Below are 20,512 nucleotides of genomic sequence, written 5' to 3'. Positions count from 1 at the left end.
CGTTCTTATCTTGAACCTGAGAAACACTTCCTCGTTTGATTTCACGACTGATGGTTGAGCGATGACGCCCAAGCAGACGAGCAATCTCAGAGGGGTTCTTGCCCATCTTGAGATAGGCGCTGATTTCTCCGCGTTCAGAGGCTGAAAGGTGTGAATATAACGATTTTTTGGTAGAATGATTAGTGGACATGTTCATCTGCTTTCTATACTGAGTTGGGGAATTCTAGTATATCAGACAAACATGTCTTTTTTGTTGCACTTCATTTTACAACGCGGGAAAAAATTTTGGTAGACAATTTTTTAATGAGCTATCTTGTTTAGAGAGTTTGGTCGGATGAAGAAGAAGCGATTTTAGTTGAAAGTCGCTTTTTTTGTGCAGAGATGATAAAATAGTAAGGACAATAAAAGGATTTACGATAAATTGACAAAGAAAATGGGCGTCGGAAAGGCGCATGGTAAGATTATTTTAATGGGTGAGCATTCAGTGGTTTATGGCTATCCAGCCATTGCTATTCCTCTGAAAACGATCGAGGTGGAGTGTCACATACGTCCTGCTGACCAGAGAATTACTTTTGATTTTGAGGATACTTTGTCTACGGCCATTTATGCGGCTCTCAAAGAGTTGGGAAAGACTGCAGCGACTATTACTTATGATATCAAGTCAGAAGTGCCACTGCAACGGGGCATGGGGTCGTCAGCTGCAGTTTCTATTGCAGCCATTCGAGCGGTCTTTGATTATTTTGAGCAGCCACTAGATAAGGAAACGCTTGAAATTTTGGTCAATCAGGCTGAGATTATTGCTCATACTAATCCCAGTGGTTTGGATGCTAAGACTTGTCTTAGTGACCAGGCCATCAAGTTCATTCGAAATATTGGTTTTGAACAGTTAGATTTGTCCTTGAATGCTTACTTGATTATTGCTGATACAGGTGTCCATGGGAACACCCGCGAAGCGGTTGATAAAGTTGCTGCCGCAGAAGAGGCTAATTTGCCTTATTTAGCGCAGCTAGGATTGCTAGCTGATCAAGTGGAGCAAGCTATTAAAGATAAAGACTTACTTAGTGTGGGGCAAGCCATGACAGCAGCGCATGCCATGTTACAAAAAATCGGCGTTAGCGTGGAAGAGTCTGACCATTTGGTGCAGGTCGCGCTGGAAGCGGGCGCTCTGGGTGCTAAGATGAGCGGTGGCGGTCTAGGTGGCTGCATCATCGCATTAGCGCAAAATCAAGAGCAAGCGCAAATCATTTCAGGAAAATTAGAGGAAGAAGGAGCCAGTCAAACATGGATTCAAAAGCTGTAAGTGTCAAATCCTACGCCAACATCGCCATCATCAAGTATTGGGGTAAAAAAGATACTGTCAAGATGATTCCGTCAACCAGTAGCATCTCGCTGACGTTGGAAAATTTGTTCACGGAGACAACGGTGTCCTTTCTGCCAGCATCAGCAACACAAGACGAATTTTATATTAATGGCATTTTGCAAGACGAAAAAGAGCATGCTAAGATGACGGCCATCGTTGATCAATATAGACAAGACCAGCCTGTCTTTGTTAAGATTGAAACATCTAATAACATGCCGACAGCTGCCGGTCTGTCGTCAAGTTCCAGCGGCCTGTCAGCTCTGGTTAAAGCCTGCAATAAACTATTTGAAACAGGTCTTAGTCAGACCGAACTGGCGCAGAAAGCTAAGTTTGCTTCTGGATCTTCATCGCGTTCTTTCTTTGGACCACTTGCAGCTTGGGATAAGGATACAGGTCAAGTTTACAAGGTCGAAACGGATTTGAAGCTGGCTATGATTATGCTGGTTCTCAGTGATGCCAAAAAACCTATCTCCAGCCGTGATGGCATGAAACTTTGCTCTGAGACTTCTGTCATTTTTGATGATTGGGTTAAGCAGTCAGAGCAGGACTATGTGGACATGTTATCCTATCTCAAAGCCAATGATTTTGAGAAGGTTGGAGAGCTGACTGAGCGTAATGCACTGGCTATGCATGCCACAACCAAGGCAGCTAATCCGCCATTTTCTTATCTGACCGAGGAGTCGTATAGAGCCATGGATACTGTTAAGGAGCTTCGTGCCCAAGGGGAGTTCTGCTATTTCACCATGGATGCTGGACCAAATGTAAAAGTACTCTGCCGTGAGGAAGATTTAGAACGATTGACCAAGGTCTTTGAGAAAGATTTCCGTGTTATTGCGTCACGTACAAAGGAAGATCCAGATGACTAAGATACAGGTACAGACGGGTGGCAAACTTTATGTTGCTGGCGAATATGCGGTGCTTGAGCCAGGACAGTCAGCCATTATCAAGAACATTCCCATCTATATGACTGCGGAGGTAGAGCCTGCGCCCCACATCCAGCTTTTCTCAGACATGTTTAACTACTCAGTCGGAATGCAATCCGACAGCAACTATGCCCTCATTCAAGAAAGCATTGCTGTGCTAGCAGATTATATGGGTAAATCTCTGGAAGAGCTGCCCCCTTTTTCCTTGTCCATCACTGGCAAGATGGAACGAGACGGCATTAAGTTTGGAATTGGCTCTAGCGGTAGTGTGACAGTCTTGGTTTTGAAGGCTTTGGCGGCCTTTTATGAATTGCCTTTATCGGCAGATAGCCTTTTCAAACTTGCTTCTTATACCCTTATCAAACGAGGAGATAATGGTTCTATGGGTGATATTGCCTGTATTGCCTATGATGATTTGGTGTTCTTCACAGCCTTTGACCGCTCGCGAGTACGTGGTTGGATTGAAGATAAGGACTTGCAGACTGTTTTAGAGAAAAATTGGGGTTATAAGATTGAGGTTATCAAGTCGGGCTTGCCTTGTGATTTTTTGGTTGGCTGGACTAGACAGCCCTCTATCTCAAAAGATATGATTAACTTGGTCAAATCATCTATTGATGAGATATTTTTGCGAGCTACGCAAGCCAGTGTTCTAGCTATTAAGTCAGCCCTTGAAATAGGAGATAAAGAAACTATCAAGATAGAACTGGAGAAGGTTTCTGATTTGTTGGTCGGACTTAATCCTGCCATTTACAATGAGACCTTGCTAGACTTGAAAGCTGCTAGCCAAGGACTTGATGTCATTGCTAAGTCGTCAGGATCAGGTGGCGGTGACTGCGGTATTGCTCTATCGTTTGATGAGGACGACAGCAAGATTTTGAAGAAACGTTGGTGCCAAGCTGGTATTGACATACTATACGAGGAGAAGTGGTGATTATGGAGAACTTAAAACTTGTCGAGCCATCAAGTGCTTATTTGGAGCAGCTTACAGATTATAAAAAAGAATTTGAAGTATCTGGTGAGCATATGCATGGCAATGCAGGACTAATATATTTTGATGATTTGACAGATTGGCTTAATTATGTCGCAGTAAACAAGGCAGGACAGAATTTACCTTCCAATCGAATTCCAGCTAGTGCCTTCATCTGTATCCGTGAATCCGATGCCAAGATGATTGGTATTTGCAATATTCGTCATAATTTAGATTTGCCACACGTTTTTAATGTTATGGGCCATATTGGCTACTCCATCGCCCCGAGTGAACGTCATAAAGGATATGGCAAAGAACAGCTGCGTCTGGCTTTGATAGAAGCTAGCAAGCTTGGCATTGATAGAGTACTTGTCACCTGCGAGGAAAGTAATATTGGCTCTGAAAAGACCATTTTAGCCAATGGCGGTGTTTATGAAAATACCTATCACGATGAGTCAGATGGCTCAAATATGAAACGTTTTTGGATTGAGGTACCCCATGACCAACCGTAAAGATGACCATATCAGGTACGCCCTCAAATACGAGGCGCCTTATAACAGCTTCGACGATATGGAGTTGATTCAGCATTCGCTGCCTGACTACGATTTGGCTGATATTGATTTGAGTACACATTTTGCTGGGCGCGACTTTGATTTTCCCTTTTATATCAATGCCATGACTGGTGGATCGGAAAAAAGCAGAGCTGTCAATCGCAAGCTGGCGCAGGTTGCACAGGAAACGGGATTGGTCATGGTGACGGGCTCTTACAGTGCTGCGTTGCAAAATGAAAATGACAATTCCTATCCGACACGGGGAGACTTTCCTGATTTGCTGCTGGCTACCAACATCGGCCTTGATAAACCGGTTCAGCTCGGACAACAGACCGTGGCGCAGATGAAACCTATTTTCCTCCAACTTCATGTCAATCTTATGCAGGAGCTTCTCATGCCAGAAGGTGAGCGGGAATTTTGCAGATGGAAGTCCAATTTGGCTGACTATGCCAGTCAGATTTCTGTTCCTGTCATTCTCAAGGAAGTTGGTTTTGGCATGGATGTCAAAACGATTCAAACGGCCTATGACTTAGGCATCAAGACTTTTGATATCTCAGGACGAGGCGGCACTAGCTTTGCCTATATTGAAAATCAACGGGGTGGTAATCGTGACTACCTCAACGAATGGGGACAGACGACTTTGCAAGCCCTAATAAACTCCCAAGTAATGATGGACGAAGTGGAAATACTAGCTTCAGGCGGTGTCAGAAATCCACTAGATATGATAAAGTGTCTGGTTCTGGGAGCTAAAGCTGTTGGCTTGTCACGGACTATTTTAGAATTGGTTGAACGCTATCCACTTGAAAAAGTTATTGCCATTGTCAACGGTTGGAAAGAGGATTTACGCCTGATTATGTGCGCTTTAAACTGCAGAACAATTGAAGAGCTAAAATCGGTAGATTATATACTTTATGGACATACGAAGGAAGCGCAGCTATTGAAAAATGAGTGAAACTTTTGTTTCACTCATTTTTTGTTAAAGCATATAATAAACAATGGCAATGTACTGTAAGCAGGAAGCTAGTAGGATGAAGAGATGCCAAATCATGTGGTCGTAAGGGCGTTTGCGGGAATAGAAGATAGCGCCGATGGTGTAAGATAGCCCCCCTGCTACCATGAGAATCCAGAATGCAAAACCAGTCTTAGTCACGATAGCAGGAATGATGAAAATCACCAGCCAGCCCATGAGCAGGTAGAGGAAAAGACTGAATTTATCATTGATCTTTTTGGCAAAAATCTTGTATAGAATCCCGAAAATAGTCGTTCCCCACTGTAAAATGATAATCAGATAACCAAGCCAGCCACCGACTAAAGAGAGGGCAACTGGTGTGTAGGAGCCTGCTATGGCAATGTAAATCATACTATGATCAATAATGCGCAGCACGTATTTTTGCGGCGAATCATATTGCATAGAATGGTAAATGGTCGAGGACAGAAACATGAGAAAGAGGCTGATGACGAATACTGACATACCGATGGCAGCCTTGATGCCAAAGGACTGATAGCTGTAAATTGCTGTGATTGGCAGCAGCACCAGCATAGCAGCAGCACCAACAGCATGTGTAACGCTGTTAGCTACTTCTTCTCCGAAAGATAGTCGTTTACTTAACTTCATTTTCATGGATTGGCTTGCGGTCATCAGATGTTCCTCCTTTTAATTCTAAAACAAGTTCATGGGTTTTCTCATACAATTTTAGTGTCTGACAGGCTGAAATAACCACTTGAGGTAAATTTTCCGTATTCTTATCATTCATGCAGGCCACGAAGCCATCATAAGCTTGCTGTGAATGATTATCAGCAGTCAGAATTTCTAGCGTCTGACTGATTTCCTGAATAGAAAAAACATTTTTTAGTGCTGTGATGACAATTAGGCGCGCTACCTGCTTGCGGCTGTATTTCTTCTTGACGGGCTTATCGACGTGACCGTGCTTGACGTAATTATTAATCATAGAGGCTGTTAGTCCTTTATCGTTTTGGAAAATAGCAGATCTGGTCACCTGATTGACATAAAGCAAGACCTGATCCAAGTACAAATCAATCTCGGGAAGCTCAGCCCATTTTGGATATGTTCTCATTTTATGGTTTTTAACTTCCTTTTATCTAGTATTTATAACTAGATTATAACATTATCAAAAAATAATGCAAGAAAAAACCTCCACGAAGGAAGGTTTGCCTAAAATAATGATTTAAATTTTTCTTGTGCTTCAATCAAGGCATGGGTGATTTCTGGCTCAAAACCAGAATGACCAGCGATAGGGAAGGTGAGACTCGCATTTTCTAGTTTGTCAAAAAGTTGCTGGGCACCAAGAGGACGGCAGTCAACATCATATCGACCATGGATGATTATAGTTGGGATGTCCTTGATTTTCTTAGCTTTGTCCAGCAGGTAATCGTTAGTCGGCAGAAAACAGTTATTGACAAAGTAGTGAGTTTCCATAATTGCCATGGCAATGTCCTCGTCTGTAATGTCAGTTGGAAGCTCTTTATCAGCTAAGTTGATGACAGTATTTTCAAAATCAGCGAAGGCCTTGCCATATTTGCGTCTTACAGTCATATCTGGATCGTTTAAATAGCGGTGGTAGCTGGCAACATTGTTTTTTTGTTCATCGGCTGTTAAAAAACTGGTGAATTTGGCATAGGCTTCAGGGAAAAACTGCCCAGCGCCACCTTGATAAAGCCAGTCCATGTCTTCCTTGCGGCCAAGGAAAATACCTCTTAGAATTAGTCCAACAACGCTGTCATGATAATTTTCGGCATAATAGAGCGCCAGCGTTGTTCCCCAAGAACCACCGTGAACTAACCATTGGTCAATATCAAGATGCTTGCGAACCTTTTCCATATCGGCAGCCAAATCCTGAGTAGTATTTTGGCGTAGTTCCAAAAAAGGCTTACTACGACCACAGCCCCTCTGGTCAATACAGATAATCCGATAAAAGTCAGGATCTAAAAATCGTCGTGCCCAATCACCACAACCACATCCTGGGCCTCCATGAACAAAGATGACAGGAGCACCATTAGGATTGCCAGATTGCTCCACGTAAATCTCATGAAGGCTATCAACAGCCAAAAGTTCTGTCTGAAAAGGTTCTATTTCAGGAAAAAGTGTTTTCAAAGTCATATTTTCTCCTTACCATCTCTATTTTGTTATAGCATAAGAACTAGGTATACTGCCTAGTTCTTATGATTTCTTAAGTCTTGTAAAATTGCTTGCGCTGTTTCCAGATTGAGATGCTTAGCATGAAGTAATTGTGGAACAAGCTGACCAAGCTCAGTTTCTCTAGCACCAGCCAACAGCGCTAGCGATTTAGCCTGCAGTTTCATGTGTCCCGCCTGAATACCGGTCGATGTCAGCGCCTTGAGTGCCGCAAAGTTCTGTGCCAAACCGACAGATGTGATGATAGAAGCTAGCTCTCGTGCAGATGGGTGACCAAGAAGATCATGAGCAATCTGAACAGTTGGATTAAGCCCAATGGATCCGCCTTTAGTAGCGATGGGCATAGGCAGCGTTAACGAGCCTCTAAGGCAGTGTTCAGCCTCGTCAAAGGTCCAGGTTGACAGACCGCGATATTGCCCGTCTTGGCAAGCGTAAGCATGACAGCCAGCTTCAATGGCCCGCCAATCATTTCCTGTAGCCATGACTAGAGCATCAATACCATTGAAAATTCCCTTGTTGTGTGTACTGGCGCGGTAAGGATCAATTTGTGCCAATTGACTGGCCAACTCCATCTTGCGAGCAAGGTAGTGTGCTTCTTCCTGCTTGCGGCTGAGAAAGCGCAAATCAACAGCACATTCAGCTGTCACCAAACTTTCCGTTGCATAATTAGAAAGAATAGCCATTAGACTCTGTCCGCCAGACACTTCCTCCAAAGTAGGTGCTAAGGCCTCCATCATGGTATTAACCATGTTAGCTCCCATAGCTTCCTGAGTATCAACGGTCAGATAGACGATGATAAAATTGTCTTTTATCTCCGCCTTGACCTCACGTGCTCCACCGCCGCGTTTGACGATAGAAGGGTGGGCCTCATTAGCCAAGGACAATAGAGAAGCTGATTTTTGAAGGATATTTTGTACCGCCTGTTCTTTATCAGGAACATCAAAGAGAGCAACCTGCCCAATCATCTTACGGTCATGAACTCGTGTCTGAAAACCGCCAGAACGTTTGATGATTTTAGCTGCAAAGCTAGCCGCAGCAACTACAGAAGGTTCTTCGGTAACAAAAGTCACTTGATAATTTTTACCATCAATAAGAAAATCAGGTACCAAGGCCAGAGGCAAAGAGTGGGTACCGATAACGTTTTCTGCCATCTGATTGGCTATCTCAAGTGAGAGCACCTGGTGTTGAGCCAAAGCTTCTTGCTCCTCAGGATTTAGCAGTTGATGGTTTTCTAAAAAAGCAATACGTTCCTCAGGACTTTTCTTGGAAAATCCTGCCCAATTGAGTTTAGTCATTTGATTTACCATAAATACGTTGGTGGTCGCAGATTTCTTTCAAGGCAAATGGACCAGTTTTGTAGTCTGTAAAAGTAGCATTACCCTTTTCATCAAGTTCTGCTTCTTCAAAGAAAAGCTTTTCGTAGTCTGCAACAGAAAGGACAGTACGTTCTTTTAATGCTTCTAGACGGCTAGGCTGCAAATAGTCACGGAATCCGTTCACCAGTTTTCCTGTGAAGATTTCAGCAACCGCACCGCTCCCATAGCTGAAGAAAGCAATTTTATCACCTGCTACTAGGTTTTGACTATTTTCCAGAAGAGATAAAAGTCCCAAAAAGAGTGAGCCAGTATAGATGTTTCCGATCTGTTGACTATAGAGGATAGACTTGTCAAAGTTTTCTTTGAGTTTTTCCTGCAGATCGGTAGGCAAGGACTTGTCCATAATTTTATTGAACCCTTTTAAGGCTAGTTTTGGAAATGGTAGGTGAAAGCAAAAAGCTGAAAAATCAGCCAGTGATGTTCCAAAACGCTTTTGATACTCTGTCCAAGTTGTTTTTAGCATATCCAAGTATTGTTTGGTTGAGTACATACCATTAACAAAAGGCGTGGTTGAATAGTTGGGACGCCAGAAATCCATGATATCACGGGTCTGCGCCAGCGTATTGTCATTTAACTCTAAAATATGTGGCTCTGCCGAGATAAGCATGGCGATACTACCGGCTCCCTGAGTTGACTCACCTGGTGTGCCAATACCGTACTTAGCAATATCAGCTGCAATAACAAGAACTTTCGACTGAGGATGTTTTTCGATGTGCAAACGTGCGTAATCCAAAGCAGCAGTGGCACTGTAACAAGCTTCTTTCATCTCAACACTACGTGCAAAAGGCTGAATACCTAGTAGGTTATGAACGTAAACCGCTGCAGCCTTACTTTGGTCAATAGATGATTCAGTTGCCACAATAACCATGTCAATGGCTGCCCTATCTTCTTCTGTCAAAACACTATCAGCAGCAGAAGCCCCTAGTGTAATAATATCATCAGTGATGGGTGCAATGCTAAGAGCATTTAAGAGCAATCCTTTGCTAAATTTGTCAGGATCTACTCCGCGCCTCTGTGCCAAATCATTCATCTGAAGTACATATTGAGACGTCGCGAACCCCATCTTATCAATACCGATTTTCATGAGTAAACCTTTCTTTTCATTAAAATGTGAATTATGCTAACCTCTATTTTACCATAAAGTCATCAAAAACAAGTGCAAAAAACGTGATCACTTTAAGTATCAAAGTAAACTAGAATAATAATGACAAGATGTAACATTCTGTAAGCAATCGGTGATTTTTCTTATTACTTGCAAGTCTGCAGGAGGTGAAACCTGCGAGAAAAATTCCTGTTGCAAACCTGCAGGAGTCAAAAAACTAGGGGCAATTCCTGTTTGGAAAACGTCTTTTCTTTCGCTTTTTTCCTTATTTTTCGGTACAATATTCTGTGACTTTTAGAAAGATTGGACTATTTGATGAAAACTTATGATGATCTAGATTTTTTGCATTTTACGGCCTTGTCATCAGATGATACTATCTATGATGTAACCATTGACTTTTCAGATCGGTCTTATATGATTGAACATTGTGATAAAAAAGGTCGTTTGATTGAAGAGCGACTTAGTAATATCATTCGTCGCAGCCGCATGGATCAGCTGAAAAAGGACTTGGAGACCCTTGGGCTACTTGATTGGAAAGTGACTGCTGAATTTCCTAATACCTATGGTAGCTGCATTGCTTATTCTTTTAATTGGGATGATGAAAATGATTTTGCGACCGAGGCTGATGGCGATTTGGCAAAAGTAAAAGTTCTCCATCATTTGCTAGAAGGTGTGACTAATCAAACATTTGGTTCTTATCAATTTTACGAGGGATAGATATGACAAAAGCAGATACTATTTTTAAAGACAATATTTCAAAAATTCTGAATGAGGGCGTCTGGTCTGAGCAAGCACGTCCCAAGTACAAAGACGGGACAACAGCTAATTCGAAATACATTACAGGCTCTTTTGCAGAGTACGATTTGAGCAAGGGAGAGTTTCCTATCACAACCTTGCGTCCTATTGCCATCAAGTCAGCCATTAAGGAAGTCCTCTGGATTTATCAAGATCAATCTAATAGCCTTGATATTCTTGAAGACAAGTACAATGTACATTATTGGAATGAGTGGGAAGTAGATGGAAGTCGTACTATTGGCCAGCGTTACGGTGCTGTGGTTAAAAAGCACGATATCATCAACAAGATCCTCAAACAGCTGGCTGATAATCCATGGAATCGTCGCAATGTCATTTCACTGTGGGATTACGAGGCTTTTGAAGAATCAGCAGGGCTTTTGCCGTGTGCCTTTCAGACCATGTTTGATGTGCGTCGTGTGGACGGGGATATTTATCTGGATGCCACGCTGACACAGCGTTCTAACGATATGCTAGTAGCCCATCACATCAATGCCATGCAATATGTGGCTCTTCAAATGATGATTGCCAAACATTTCGGCTGGAAGGTTGGAAAATTTTTCTACTTCGTCAATAACCTGCATATTTATGACAATCAATTTGACAATGCAGAAGAACTGCTCCGCCGTGAGCCGACAGACTGCCAGCCACGCCTAGTCTTAAATGTTCCTGATGGAACAAACTTCTTTGATATTAAACCAGAAGATTTTGACCTGCAGGATTATGACCCGGTAAGACCCCAACTGAAATTTGATTTAGCCATCTAGGAAGAGTGGGGAGCACTTTTTGAAAAAGGTGTCTTGACACCTGTAATGTATAGTGTATAATGAAACTATTATTTGCAGGAGGATAGATGCAATGACTAGAAAAGCTATTAATATTTGGGATAATTTAAAATGGCTAACGCTAGAAGCTAGGCGACTAGGTTTTTTAGGAATATTAAGAGGGTTATGGGATGACTTGTTTTGTCACCGAACGTTGGGACAGTGGCTCTACTTGCTAGCACTTTGTTTGCCGACGATGTTGCTTGAATTTATCGGTGGGACACGTGACCTAGCTGGCTTTGCAGCAGCATTGACTGGTATTTTATGTGTCATCTTTGTGGCCGAGGGACGCATTAGTAATTATTTTATCGGCTTTATCCATGAGATGCTTTACCTCTATTTAAGCTTTGAAAATATGTATTATGGAGAAGTTCTGACCACACTCTTTTTCACGGTTATGCAATTTGTCGGTGCCTACTATTGGTTGATTGGTCATAGAGAAGGGCAAGAAAAGCAAGCTCAGGTTAAAGATGTCAAATCTCGTAAGTTAACGCCACTAGGTTGGATGAAATCATTCGGTATTACCATTGTCGTTTGGCTCCTTTTTGGTTTTATTTACAAGTCAATTGGTTCTCACAGACCATTTTGGGATAGTTCTACGGACGGTACCAACTGGAGTGGTCAATTTTTACAGACAGGGATGTACAGTGAGCAATGGCTTTTCTGGATAGCGACCAATGTGCTCAGTATCTTCCTGTGGTGGGGGGCAGAGCCACATGTTATGCTCATGTATATTATCTATATGATTAACAGTATAGTTGGCTGGGTAAAATGGGAAAAAGACTTAAAATTAAGCCATTGGTATATCTTTGTAGCCAAAACCTTATAAAAAAATTGCGTTTGAAATTTTTCAAATGCATTTTTTTATGAAATTTGGTAGAATGATTTGGGTATGGTAGAAATGAAGCAAACAAAGAAAATTATTGCGATTTGGGCGGAGGATGACAACCATCTGATTGGTGTTAATGGCGGTCTGCCTTGGTGCCTCCCCAAAGAATTAAAGCATTTTAAGGAAACGACCATGGGTCAGGCCTTGCTCATGGGGCGTGTGACTTTCGATGGTATGAATCGCCGCATTCTTCCAGGTAGGGAAACCTTGATCTTGACTCGAGATGAAAATTTTAAGGCTGATGGTGTCACGGTGGTTAATAGCCTAGCTGATGCATTGGCATGGTTTGAAAACCAAGACAAGGATCTTTACATCGTAGGCGGAGCCAGCATTTACCAGGCTTTTTCTGGGACATATGATGCTATCATTAAAACCTCTGTCCATGGTACTTTTTCAGGCGATACTTATTTTCCTGAGATTGATTTGACTGGGTTTAAGGAAGTATCGCAAATCTTTTTTGAAAAAGACGATGATAATGCTTATGATTTTACCGTGACGGTCTTGGAAAAATAAGAAAAGGATTGTGACCAATATATGCAGAGAAGTATTTTTGGAGTTTTGACAGCATTTTTAGCTGCTATTTGCGTTCTTTGTGCTCTGCCAGCTTTTCGCAAAAAACGTTATGGATTGGGAGCACTCTTTTTGTTGAATGCCTTTACTAATCTCGTCAATACCATTCATGCCTTCTATGGTACATTATTTTAAAAAATAGAAACGATTAAGAAAGAGGAATCATGGCTGGAAATCGGACTAATGATGTTAAAGTTTATTGTTCATTTTGTGGAAAAAGTCAAGATGAAGTCAAAAAAATCATTGCAGGAAATGGCGTTTATATCTGTAATGAGTGTGTGGCTCTGTCACAAGAAATTATTCGCGAGGAATTAGCAGAGGAAGTCTTGGCAGACTTGTCTGAGGTACCAAAACCTAAAGAGCTCCTAGCTGACCTTAATGAATATGTTGTTGGGCAGGACAAAGCTAAACGTGCTCTTGCCGTAGCTGTCTACAATCACTACAAACGCATCAGCTATACAGAAAGCAGAGAGGAAGAAGATGTCGAACTTCAAAAGTCCAATATCCTTATGATTGGTCCGACTGGTTCAGGTAAGACTTTCCTAGCTCAAACCTTGGCTAAGAGTCTCAATGTGCCTTTTGCCATTGCTGACGCTACTTCTTTGACAGAAGCGGGGTATGTTGGTGAAGACGTTGAAAATATTCTACTTAAGCTGATTCAGGCAGCTGATTTTAATATTGAGCGTGCTGAGCGCGGCATTATTTACGTTGATGAAATTGATAAAATTGCCAAGAAAGGTGAAAATGTCTCTATCACACGTGATGTGTCTGGTGAAGGGGTGCAACAAGCGCTTTTGAAAATCATTGAAGGAACCATTGCCAGCGTGCCGCCACAAGGTGGACGTAAGCACCCTAATCAAGAGATGATTCAAATCAATACCAAGAATATTCTTTTCATCGTGGGCGGTGCTTTTGATGGTATCGAAGAAATTGTCAAACAGCGTCTGGGTGAAAAAGTCATCGGTTTTGGTAAAAATAATAAGAAAATTGATGAAAATGCGTCTTACATGCAAGAAATCATTTCAGAAGATATTCAAAAATTTGGGCTTATTCCTGAATTCATTGGACGTTTACCAGTGGTGGCTGCACTGGAGCAATTAACTGTTGATGACTTAATTCACATTTTGACAGAGCCAAAGAATGCTTTGGTCAAACAATATCAAACTCTCATGTCCTATGACGGTGTAGAATTAGAATTTGATAGAGAAGCTCTTGAAGCTATCGCACAAAAAGCCATTGAACGCAAAACAGGGGCCCGCGGTCTTCGCTCCATCATTGAAGAAACCATGATGGATATCATGTTTGAAATTCCTAGTCAGGAAGATGTAACCAAGGTTCGTATCACTAAAGAGGCGGTTGAAGGCAAGGATAAGCCAATTTTGGAGATTGCTTAAAGGGGGGAGTCTATGGCAGAAGAATATTTAAACACTCATAATGCCTCTATTCTACTCAGTGCGGCTAATAAATCTCACTATCCTCAAGATGAATTGCCCGAAGTTGCTCTTGCTGGCCGTTCAAATGTTGGCAAGTCGAGTTTCATCAATACCCTCTTGGGTCGAAAAAATCTGGCTCGTACATCCAGTAAGCCTGGGAAAACACAGTTACTCAATTTTTATAATATTGATGATAAGCTGCGTTTTGTTGATGTGCCTGGTTATGGCTATGCTAGGGTATCTAAATCTGAACGCGCTAAGTGGGGCAAAATGATTGAGGAATACTTAACCAGTCGTGACAATTTGCGCGTGGTGGTAAGCTTGGTTGATTTTCGCCACGACCCTAGCGCTGATGATGTTCAAATGTATGAATTTCTAAAATATTATGAGATTCCAGTAATCGTGGTGGCAACCAAGGCTGATAAGGTTCCGCGTGGCAAGTGGAATAAGCATGAATCAGCTATCAAGAAAAAACTTAATTTTGAAAAGACAGACCATTTCATTATCTTTTCATCGGTTGATCAAATAGGAATTGATGAATCATGGGATACCATTTTAGAAGAATTATAGGCAGTTAGAAAGTCTCTAGCTGCTTTTCTTATAGTTTGAAACTAATGACTTGATAGAAAATAGCTATTACCTAAATTCGGTTAAATATGGTATGATAATCCTAATATGATTTGAGCATCAATTTATTTTTCTAAAATCAATGGGAGTTCAGTTTTTTTGTTCTATCACATTTGATTTTCTTGGATGATAAATCAGCTTTTGGAGGTTTTATGGATAATCATAATTTTGAAAATGAGGGACAGTTTAATCGTCAGATGAACAGCCGTCATCTGCAGATGTTGTCAATCGGTGGTGTTATTGGAACAGGACTTTTCCTTAGCTCTGGCTACACTATTGCACAAGCAGGGCCGTTTGGAGCTATTTTTTCTTACTTATTTGGCGGTGTCATGGTTTACTTGGTTATGTTCTCACTGGGTGAATTGTCAGTTGCCATGCCTGTGACAGGCTCTTTTCACACCTACGCAACCAAGTTCATTAGTCCGGGAACGGGATTCATGGTAGCATGGATATACTGGCTATGCTGGGTGGTGGCGCTGGCTTCGCAATTTATCGGAGCAGCGCAGCTCATGCAGCGTTGGTTCCCAGGGGTGCCTATTTGGATTTTCGCGACCATCTTTGCCTTGATTGTCTTTGGGCTCAACACACTCAGTGTGGGCTGGTTCGCAACAGCAGAAAATTATTTTTCAAGTATCAAATTCTATGCCATCATCGTCTTTATCGTTCTTGGTTTACTAGCCATTTTTGGCATCTTGCCTTTTGAAGGCAGCCATGCAGCTCCGCTATTTTCCAATATAACTGCCAATGGCCTGCTGCCCAAAGGGCTGGTCGGACTAGTGTCTGTTATGTTGGCTGTCAACTATGCCTTTTCAGGTGTTGAGATGATTGGGATTGCAGCTGGTGAGACTGATAATCCTAAGGAGGCTGTGCCTCAAGCTATCAAATCTACCATTGGTCTGCTAGTTGCTTTCTTTGTTTTGACCATGGTTGTCTTAGCATCGCTTCTACCCATGAAAGATGCGGGAGTGACTGAAGCGCCTTTCGTTACGGTTTTGGATAAAATTGGTATTCCTTTTGCGGCAGATATCATGAACTTTGTCATTTTAACAGCAATTTTATCAGCTTCAAACTCAGGTCTTTATGCTTCAAGCCGCATGCTATGGTCTTTAGCCAATGAAGGCATGATTAGTAAAAATCTAGTTAAAATTAATAAGCATGGTGTCCCAATGCGTGCTATGCTTTTGTCCATGGTTGGTGTTGTCATTGCTTTGGTAGCAAGTATTTACGCAGCGGACACTATCTTCCTTGCACTGGTCTCTATTGCAGGATTTGCGGTAGTTATTGCCTGGCTGGCTATTCCGCTGGCTCAAATTAGTTTCCGCAAGGAATTCCTGAAAAATCATACGGTAGATGAACTAGACTATAAAGCGCCATTTTCACCGATTCTTCCTTGGTTTACCATTGTTTTGCTATTAATCTCCATAGTCGGTATTGCTTGGGATCCATCGCAGAGGGCTGGACTTTACTTTGGTGTACCTTTCATGATTTTGTGTTACGTTTACCACTATCTTCGTTTCAAAAAGTGGTAGGAGGATCTTATGGGAAAATTTAAGGACTTATTAGAAGGTCAAGACTATATTATTTTGGATGGTGCCTTGGGGACTGAGCTGGAAAAGCGTGGCTATGATGTGTCAGGTAAGCTCTGGTCGGCTAAATATCTGCTGGAAAATCCTCAAGTTATTCAGGATTTGCACGAAACTTACCTACAGGCCGGTGCTGATATTTTGACGACTTCTAGCTATCAGGCAACTGTTCAGGGCTTGGAAGATTTTGGCCTTTCGGAAAAAGTTGCACTGGACACCATTACTTTGACAGTGGACTTGGCAAAAGCTGCCCGTGACAAGGTTTGGACTGAATTAGCTGACGCCGATAAAAATAAGCGACCTTATCCGCTGATTTCTGGAGATGTTGGTCCTTATGCAGCCTATTTGGCTGATGGATCTGAATACACAGGCGCTTACGACTTGGGTCAAGAGGACTATAAAAACTTTCATCGTCCCCGCATCCAGACTCTGCTGGATGCAGGCAGTGACTTGCTGGGCATCGAAACCATTCCAAATGTCAATGAAGCTAAAGCTTTGATTGACTTGTTGGCAACTGAATTTTCTCAGGTGGAAGCTTACATATCCTTTACTGCGCAGGACAACGCCCATATTTCAGACGGAACTAGCATAGAAGAAGTAGCTGCTTTATGTGATGCCAGCCAACAGGTGTTAGCTTTGGGTATCAATTGCAGTGCACCAAGGGTTTTTGATGGGTTACTCAAGCGTATTCGTCAAGTGACAGATAAGCCTTTGGTAACCTATCCAAATTCTGGTGAAATTTACGATGGTGCAACACAAACATGGAAATCCGTACCTGATAACTCCCATACGCTGCTAGAAAATGCTCTGCTTTGGCATCAATCAGGGGCTAAAGTTGTTGGTGGTTGCTGCCGAACAAGCCCAGAAGATATCGCCTACCTTGCAAAAGCCATCCGCGGCTAAGAAAATTATAAACCGGCCTGGTGAGGCTGGTTTTAATATTATGGCTTCGAGCTGGTTTTTCACGTAGAGAAAAAACTACCAGAATAGATGGTGGCTGACAAGTCTTTTGGCTTCCATTTCTTTTTCCTGACATAATCTAATTGTTCAGGTTAGATCAAGGAGGAAAAAGAAGTGGCTAAAACCAGTTACAGTTTATCGCATACGGCTGGGCTCTATCCTGTAGTTTTCACCCCTAAGTATCGCAGAAAATCTATTTACTACAAAATTAGACAGGACTTAATTAATATTTTCCGTCATCTATATTAATGGGTGCTAAACATTATCATAAGTCAGGTGATTGCGCACCACCGCAGTCGTGTAGGGTATAAAAGTATTCCCAAGATTAATGGTCATAACGTATCGTCTCCTTCTAAACGCAAGCGGTCACTCGCCAGAAGACTCTCCTCAAACCTTAAAGTACTACATGACAAATTCATCAATCAGCCCATGAAATTCTTGAGTATCTTGGTAGGTGAAGGGCTCTGGCAGACGGTGCAGGTCTTTGGCTAGACTCTTCTTATAGTCTGTTAGTCCTGTCACACCTAAGCGCTAGCATTTTCCCATGCTCCAGATACCACCGACCAATGGTCTGTAGAGCCTTGCTTTTATTAGTCACAAAACCTGCGGGTCGTATCAGCTCTTGTATGGCTTGGTTGTCAAGTGCAACAAGATTTTTGGATCATAAGCTGTCACTTCTCGGATGAGTTGTGAGGCGCATGTAGCGTTGACTTTGGTAGTATTTTAGATAAGGATGGCCTCTATCAGGATTTGCTGCTTGGTATCGGCTGGCCACCAATGTATTGGTTCCATTTGTGTTAGCATTTTTTGGTATAAATCGTATAATGTGAATTCCATAAACCCATTATAGCAAAAAAGCCTGACTCTCAGTTGAGAATCAGGCTTGCTTAAGATTAGGCTGTTTTTTCAGTGATCTCCATCACATCATCCTTGACATCAGCTAGTAAATGTTTCACATCTGTGTGATCAAGATAGAAGTCGGTGATTTTATCACGAATTTCTTGTTCAATGACACGGCGGAGTGGACGAACACCCATGGCTTCATCGTAGCCGAGTTCAATCAAGTGAGCTTTAGCAGCGTCAGTCACTTCAAGATCAATGCCTTTCTTAGCGATAGTCTTATTAACTTCATCCAACATCAGGTCAACGATTTCGTTGAGATCTTCCTTAGTCAAATGAGAGAATTCAATAACACCGTTGAAGCGGTTGAGAAATTCAGGACGGAAATATGGCGCGATACGATCCATAATCTTCATATCTTTGTCATCTTGGCCAGTCAAAGCTTCGTTACCAAAACCAGCGTTTGAGGTTGCGATGATGACTGTATTCTTGAAGTTGATGGTGTTACCTTGTCCATCCGTCAAACGACCGTCATCCAAGACTTGAAGTAGAAGTGTGATGACTTGAGGATCAGCTTTTTCGATTTCGTCCAAGAGTACGATAGAGTAAGGGTTGCGGCGAACACGTTCTGTTAGAGTGTTATTATTATCGTCATAACCAACATAACCAGCAGTGGTACCAATCAATTTAGAAACAGCTGTGCGATCACTGTATTCTGACATATCCAGACGAATGATAGAATCTTTTGAACCAAACATATCAAGTGCTAGTTGCTTAGCCAATTCAGTTTTACCAACACCAGTAGGACCAACAAAGAGGAAGCTACCGATTGGGCGGTTACCTTCATCAAAACCAGCACGGTTACGACGGATGGCGCGTGACACAGCTTCAACAGCTTCATTTTGACCGATAACTTTGCCTTTGAGGCGACTAGCCATTTCTTTTAGTCGTTCAATGTCGCTGGCGCCCATGTTGGAAACAGGCACACCAGTTAAACGTTCAACGGATTCCGCCACGTCGTTTACAGTAGCAGTTACTTTTTGCCCCTCAGTATGATTGTCAATTTGTTTTTGCAATTCTTCAATCTTAACTTTAGCTTTAAGAGCTGCTTCATAATCTTCCTTAGCGGCAGCAGCTTCTTGTTTAGCTTTTTGGTCAGCAATTTCTTTTTCTAGAGTCTTGATGTCAGTAACTTTATTTTGTGCAGCCAAGTGAGCAGCAGTCATGTCAACTAAGTCAATGGCTTTGTCTGGCAAGCTACGTTGTGGAATGTATTGAATAGAGAAATCTACAGCTGCTTTCAAGACATCATCAGGCAAAATGACGTTGTGGTGCTTTTCATACAAGTCGCGGATGCCCATGAGGATATTAAAGCTGTCTTGTGCAGATGGGGCATTAACCTTAACTTCGTTGAAACGACGTGCCAGAGCAGCGTTTTTCAAAATGGTGTTGCGATATTCGTCTTGTGTAGTCGCACCAATCACAGTCAATTCACCACGTGAAAGGGCAGGTTTAAGAATGTCAGCCAAGCCTTTGGAACCAGAGTCGCCACCAGTTGAGCCAGCACCCAGAATTTGATGGATTTCATCGAAGAAGAGGATGATGTTGCCAGCGTCCTTAACTTCTTTGACCAAGTTTTGAATATTTTCTTCAAAGCTACCACGGTATTGCGTACCTGCCTCAAGTCCAGAAATATCAATAGAGATAATTTCTTTATTCTTGATAGTTGCAGGAACATCACCATTGACAATAGCTTGGGCTAACCCTTCAACAACGGCTGTTTTACCGACCCCGGCATCACCGACAAGGACAGGATTATTCTTAGTGCGACGTGATAAGATTTCAGCAGTCTCTTGGATTTCTTTGTTTCGTCCAATGACTGGGTCAAGTTCATTTTGACGTGCTTGTTCAGTTAAATTTGTACCGAGCTTAGCTAGAATACTGTCTTCTTTAGGAGCTGCAGCGGCAGATGCTTGCTGTGCTTGAGCATTTCCAGGTAATTGACCTGTTTGACGGTATTGTGCGAACTCTTCAGGTGTTACTTCACGTCCATTAATCAAATAACGTTTGTTTTCAGAATTGTAACCTCCCATGTTTCCCATGAGTTGGTTGAAAATGTCATCCATGTTTCCAAAAGGATCTCTTCCATAAAAATTGTTAGCCATAATAATGTACCTCGCTTAAGTAATGTTTAGAATAATACTATTCTATGAAATGAAGGGTAATCGCTCTAGTCTATACATAGTAAGTAGAGAGGTCATATTTAGAGTGATTTTGTCGGTTCTTCCTCAACCACCTTCTGGTACTATCATACAACTTTAGTCAGAAAAAGTCAATATAGAAAACGAAGAAATAATATAAAAATATGATTCTATTGCGATAAGTTGTGAAATTATTCATCAAACAAATACTAAAGCAGGAAATTAAATGTAGAGATTGTTAGGGACGAAAATTTAAAGAAACTATTGACATAAGAGATAAACTAAGATATACTAAGTAAGGTTTTGAAAAAAACTGACCTAAGACAGCAGGGGAGCAGTGCTCATAATATTCCTGCCGAG

21 protein-coding genes, 1 pseudogene and 1 other annotated feature (1 of these 23 only partly in view) are annotated in these 20,512 nt (G+C 41.9%); of the genes and pseudogenes, 15 read left to right on the top strand and 7 right to left on the bottom strand.

The genetic code is table 11. The features are described from left to right. On the bottom strand, positions 1–190 hold a 190-nt coding region (locus tag A3GS_RS0110455), incomplete at its 3' end, for a helix-turn-helix domain-containing protein (protein WP_018365339.1). A gap of 231 nt (positions 191–421) precedes the next feature. Between A3GS_RS0110455 and mvk the strand changes: the two genes are divergently transcribed. From mvk to fni, 5 genes are read left to right on the top strand one after another with little or no spacing between them, the layout of a single operon-like run. Beyond that, the gene (gene mvk, locus A3GS_RS0110450; RefSeq protein ID WP_026216377.1) at positions 422–1,300 is read left to right on the top strand and encodes a mevalonate kinase; all 879 of its coding nucleotides are present in this window, start codon (positions 422–424) and stop codon (positions 1,298–1,300) included. After that, positions 1,282–2,226, top strand: coding sequence for a diphosphomevalonate decarboxylase (gene mvaD, locus A3GS_RS0110445; protein ID WP_018365337.1), 945 nt, complete (start codon positions 1,282–1,284; stop codon positions 2,224–2,226). The genes mvk and mvaD overlap by 19 nt, the downstream gene beginning before the upstream one ends. Further along, positions 2,219–3,214 carry a phosphomevalonate kinase gene (locus tag A3GS_RS0110440; RefSeq protein ID WP_018365336.1) on the top strand — a complete coding sequence of 332 codons (996 nt, stop codon included), beginning with the start codon at positions 2,219–2,221 and terminating at the stop codon, positions 3,212–3,214. The genes mvaD and A3GS_RS0110440 overlap by 8 nt, the downstream gene beginning before the upstream one ends. A 2-nt stretch (positions 3,215–3,216) precedes the next feature. Further along, entirely contained in the window at positions 3,217–3,762 is a 546-nt protein-coding gene (locus A3GS_RS0110435; RefSeq protein WP_205617711.1) for a GNAT family N-acetyltransferase, read from the top strand. After that, positions 3,749–4,753, top strand: coding sequence for a type 2 isopentenyl-diphosphate Delta-isomerase (fni, locus tag A3GS_RS0110430; RefSeq protein WP_018365334.1), 1,005 nt, complete (start codon positions 3,749–3,751; stop codon positions 4,751–4,753). The genes A3GS_RS0110435 and fni overlap by 14 nt, the downstream gene beginning before the upstream one ends. Before the next feature lie 24 nt (positions 4,754–4,777). On the opposite strand, the gene trhA is transcribed toward fni, so the two are convergent. The 5 genes from trhA to A3GS_RS0110405 form a co-directional block, all read right to left on the bottom strand. Then, positions 4,778–5,422 carry a PAQR family membrane homeostasis protein TrhA gene (trhA, locus tag A3GS_RS0110425; RefSeq protein WP_018365333.1) on the bottom strand — a complete coding sequence of 215 codons (645 nt, stop codon included), beginning with the start codon at positions 5,420–5,422 and terminating at the stop codon, positions 4,778–4,780. After that, complete coding sequence (locus A3GS_RS0110420) at positions 5,403–5,876, bottom strand: DUF1836 domain-containing protein (RefSeq protein WP_018365332.1); 474 nt, start codon at positions 5,874–5,876, stop codon at positions 5,403–5,405. Before A3GS_RS0110420 ends, trhA begins: the two co-directional genes overlap by 20 nt. Positions 5,877–5,974: 98 nt before the next feature. Next, on the bottom strand, positions 5,975–6,919 hold the full coding sequence (gene pip, locus A3GS_RS0110415) for a prolyl aminopeptidase (RefSeq protein WP_018365331.1): 945 nt from the start codon (positions 6,917–6,919) through the stop codon (positions 5,975–5,977). A gap of 53 nt (positions 6,920–6,972) precedes the next feature. After that, positions 6,973–8,262: a hydroxymethylglutaryl-CoA reductase, degradative gene (locus tag A3GS_RS0110410; protein WP_018365330.1), complete on the bottom strand. Its 1,290-nt coding sequence runs from the start codon at positions 8,260–8,262 to the stop codon at positions 6,973–6,975. Continuing rightward, positions 8,243–9,415, bottom strand: a complete 1,173-nt coding sequence (locus A3GS_RS0110405) for a hydroxymethylglutaryl-CoA synthase (protein WP_018365329.1) — start codon at positions 9,413–9,415, stop codon at positions 8,243–8,245. Before A3GS_RS0110405 ends, A3GS_RS0110410 begins: the two co-directional genes overlap by 20 nt. A 333-nt stretch (positions 9,416–9,748) precedes the next feature. Between A3GS_RS0110405 and A3GS_RS0110400 the strand changes: the two genes are divergently transcribed. From A3GS_RS0110400 to A3GS_RS12550, 10 genes and pseudogenes are all read left to right on the top strand, one after another. Further along, complete coding sequence (locus tag A3GS_RS0110400; RefSeq protein WP_018365328.1) at positions 9,749–10,150, top strand: hypothetical protein; 402 nt, start codon at positions 9,749–9,751, stop codon at positions 10,148–10,150. 2 nt (positions 10,151–10,152) lie between these two features. Then, positions 10,153–10,992, top strand: a complete 840-nt coding sequence (locus tag A3GS_RS0110395) for a thymidylate synthase (RefSeq protein ID WP_018365327.1) — start codon at positions 10,153–10,155, stop codon at positions 10,990–10,992. Between the two features lie 91 nt (positions 10,993–11,083). Continuing rightward, a complete protein-coding gene (gene pnuC, locus A3GS_RS0110390; protein ID WP_026216375.1) occupies positions 11,084–11,878 on the top strand; it encodes a nicotinamide riboside transporter PnuC in 795 nt (264 codons plus the stop codon). A 72-nt stretch (positions 11,879–11,950) separates the two neighbouring features. Continuing rightward, positions 11,951–12,451 (top strand): dihydrofolate reductase, encoded by a 501-nt coding sequence (locus tag A3GS_RS0110385; RefSeq protein WP_040807890.1) that lies wholly within the window; start codon positions 11,951–11,953, stop codon positions 12,449–12,451. A gap of 21 nt (positions 12,452–12,472) precedes the next feature. Further along, the gene (locus A3GS_RS12825; protein WP_018365324.1) at positions 12,473–12,643 is read left to right on the top strand and encodes a hypothetical protein; all 171 of its coding nucleotides are present in this window, start codon (positions 12,473–12,475) and stop codon (positions 12,641–12,643) included. A gap of 29 nt (positions 12,644–12,672) precedes the next feature. Beyond that, positions 12,673–13,902: an ATP-dependent Clp protease ATP-binding subunit ClpX gene (gene clpX / locus A3GS_RS0110375; protein WP_018365323.1), complete on the top strand. Its 1,230-nt coding sequence runs from the start codon at positions 12,673–12,675 to the stop codon at positions 13,900–13,902. A gap of 12 nt (positions 13,903–13,914) precedes the next feature. Next, positions 13,915–14,511: a ribosome biogenesis GTP-binding protein YihA/YsxC gene (gene yihA, locus A3GS_RS0110370; RefSeq protein ID WP_018365322.1), complete on the top strand. Its 597-nt coding sequence runs from the start codon at positions 13,915–13,917 to the stop codon at positions 14,509–14,511. Between the two features lie 209 nt (positions 14,512–14,720). Continuing rightward, entirely contained in the window at positions 14,721–16,097 is a 1,377-nt protein-coding gene (locus A3GS_RS0110365; RefSeq protein ID WP_018365321.1) for an amino acid permease, read from the top strand. Positions 16,098–16,106: 9 nt separating this feature from the next. Continuing rightward, a complete protein-coding gene (gene mmuM, locus A3GS_RS0110360; RefSeq protein WP_018365320.1) occupies positions 16,107–17,054 on the top strand; it encodes a homocysteine S-methyltransferase in 948 nt (315 codons plus the stop codon). Between the two features lie 171 nt (positions 17,055–17,225). Then, positions 17,226–17,354: pseudogene (locus A3GS_RS12550) on the top strand (IS200/IS605 family transposase); the annotation flags it as partial. A 650-nt stretch (positions 17,355–18,004) separates the two neighbouring features. Here A3GS_RS12550 and A3GS_RS0110350 read toward each other — a convergent pair. Further along, positions 18,005–20,116: an AAA family ATPase gene (locus tag A3GS_RS0110350; RefSeq protein WP_018365318.1), complete on the bottom strand. Its 2,112-nt coding sequence runs from the start codon at positions 20,114–20,116 to the stop codon at positions 18,005–18,007. Between the two features lie 335 nt (positions 20,117–20,451). Continuing rightward, positions 20,452–20,512, top strand: a sequence feature (ribosomal protein L10 leader region) (it continues 74 nt past the right edge of the window).

Source organism: Streptococcus caballi DSM 19004 (assembly GCF_000379985.1).
GTDB lineage: Bacteria > Bacillota > Bacilli > Lactobacillales > Streptococcaceae > Streptococcus > Streptococcus caballi.
This window is presented reverse-complemented; position numbering and strand designations above follow the sequence as displayed.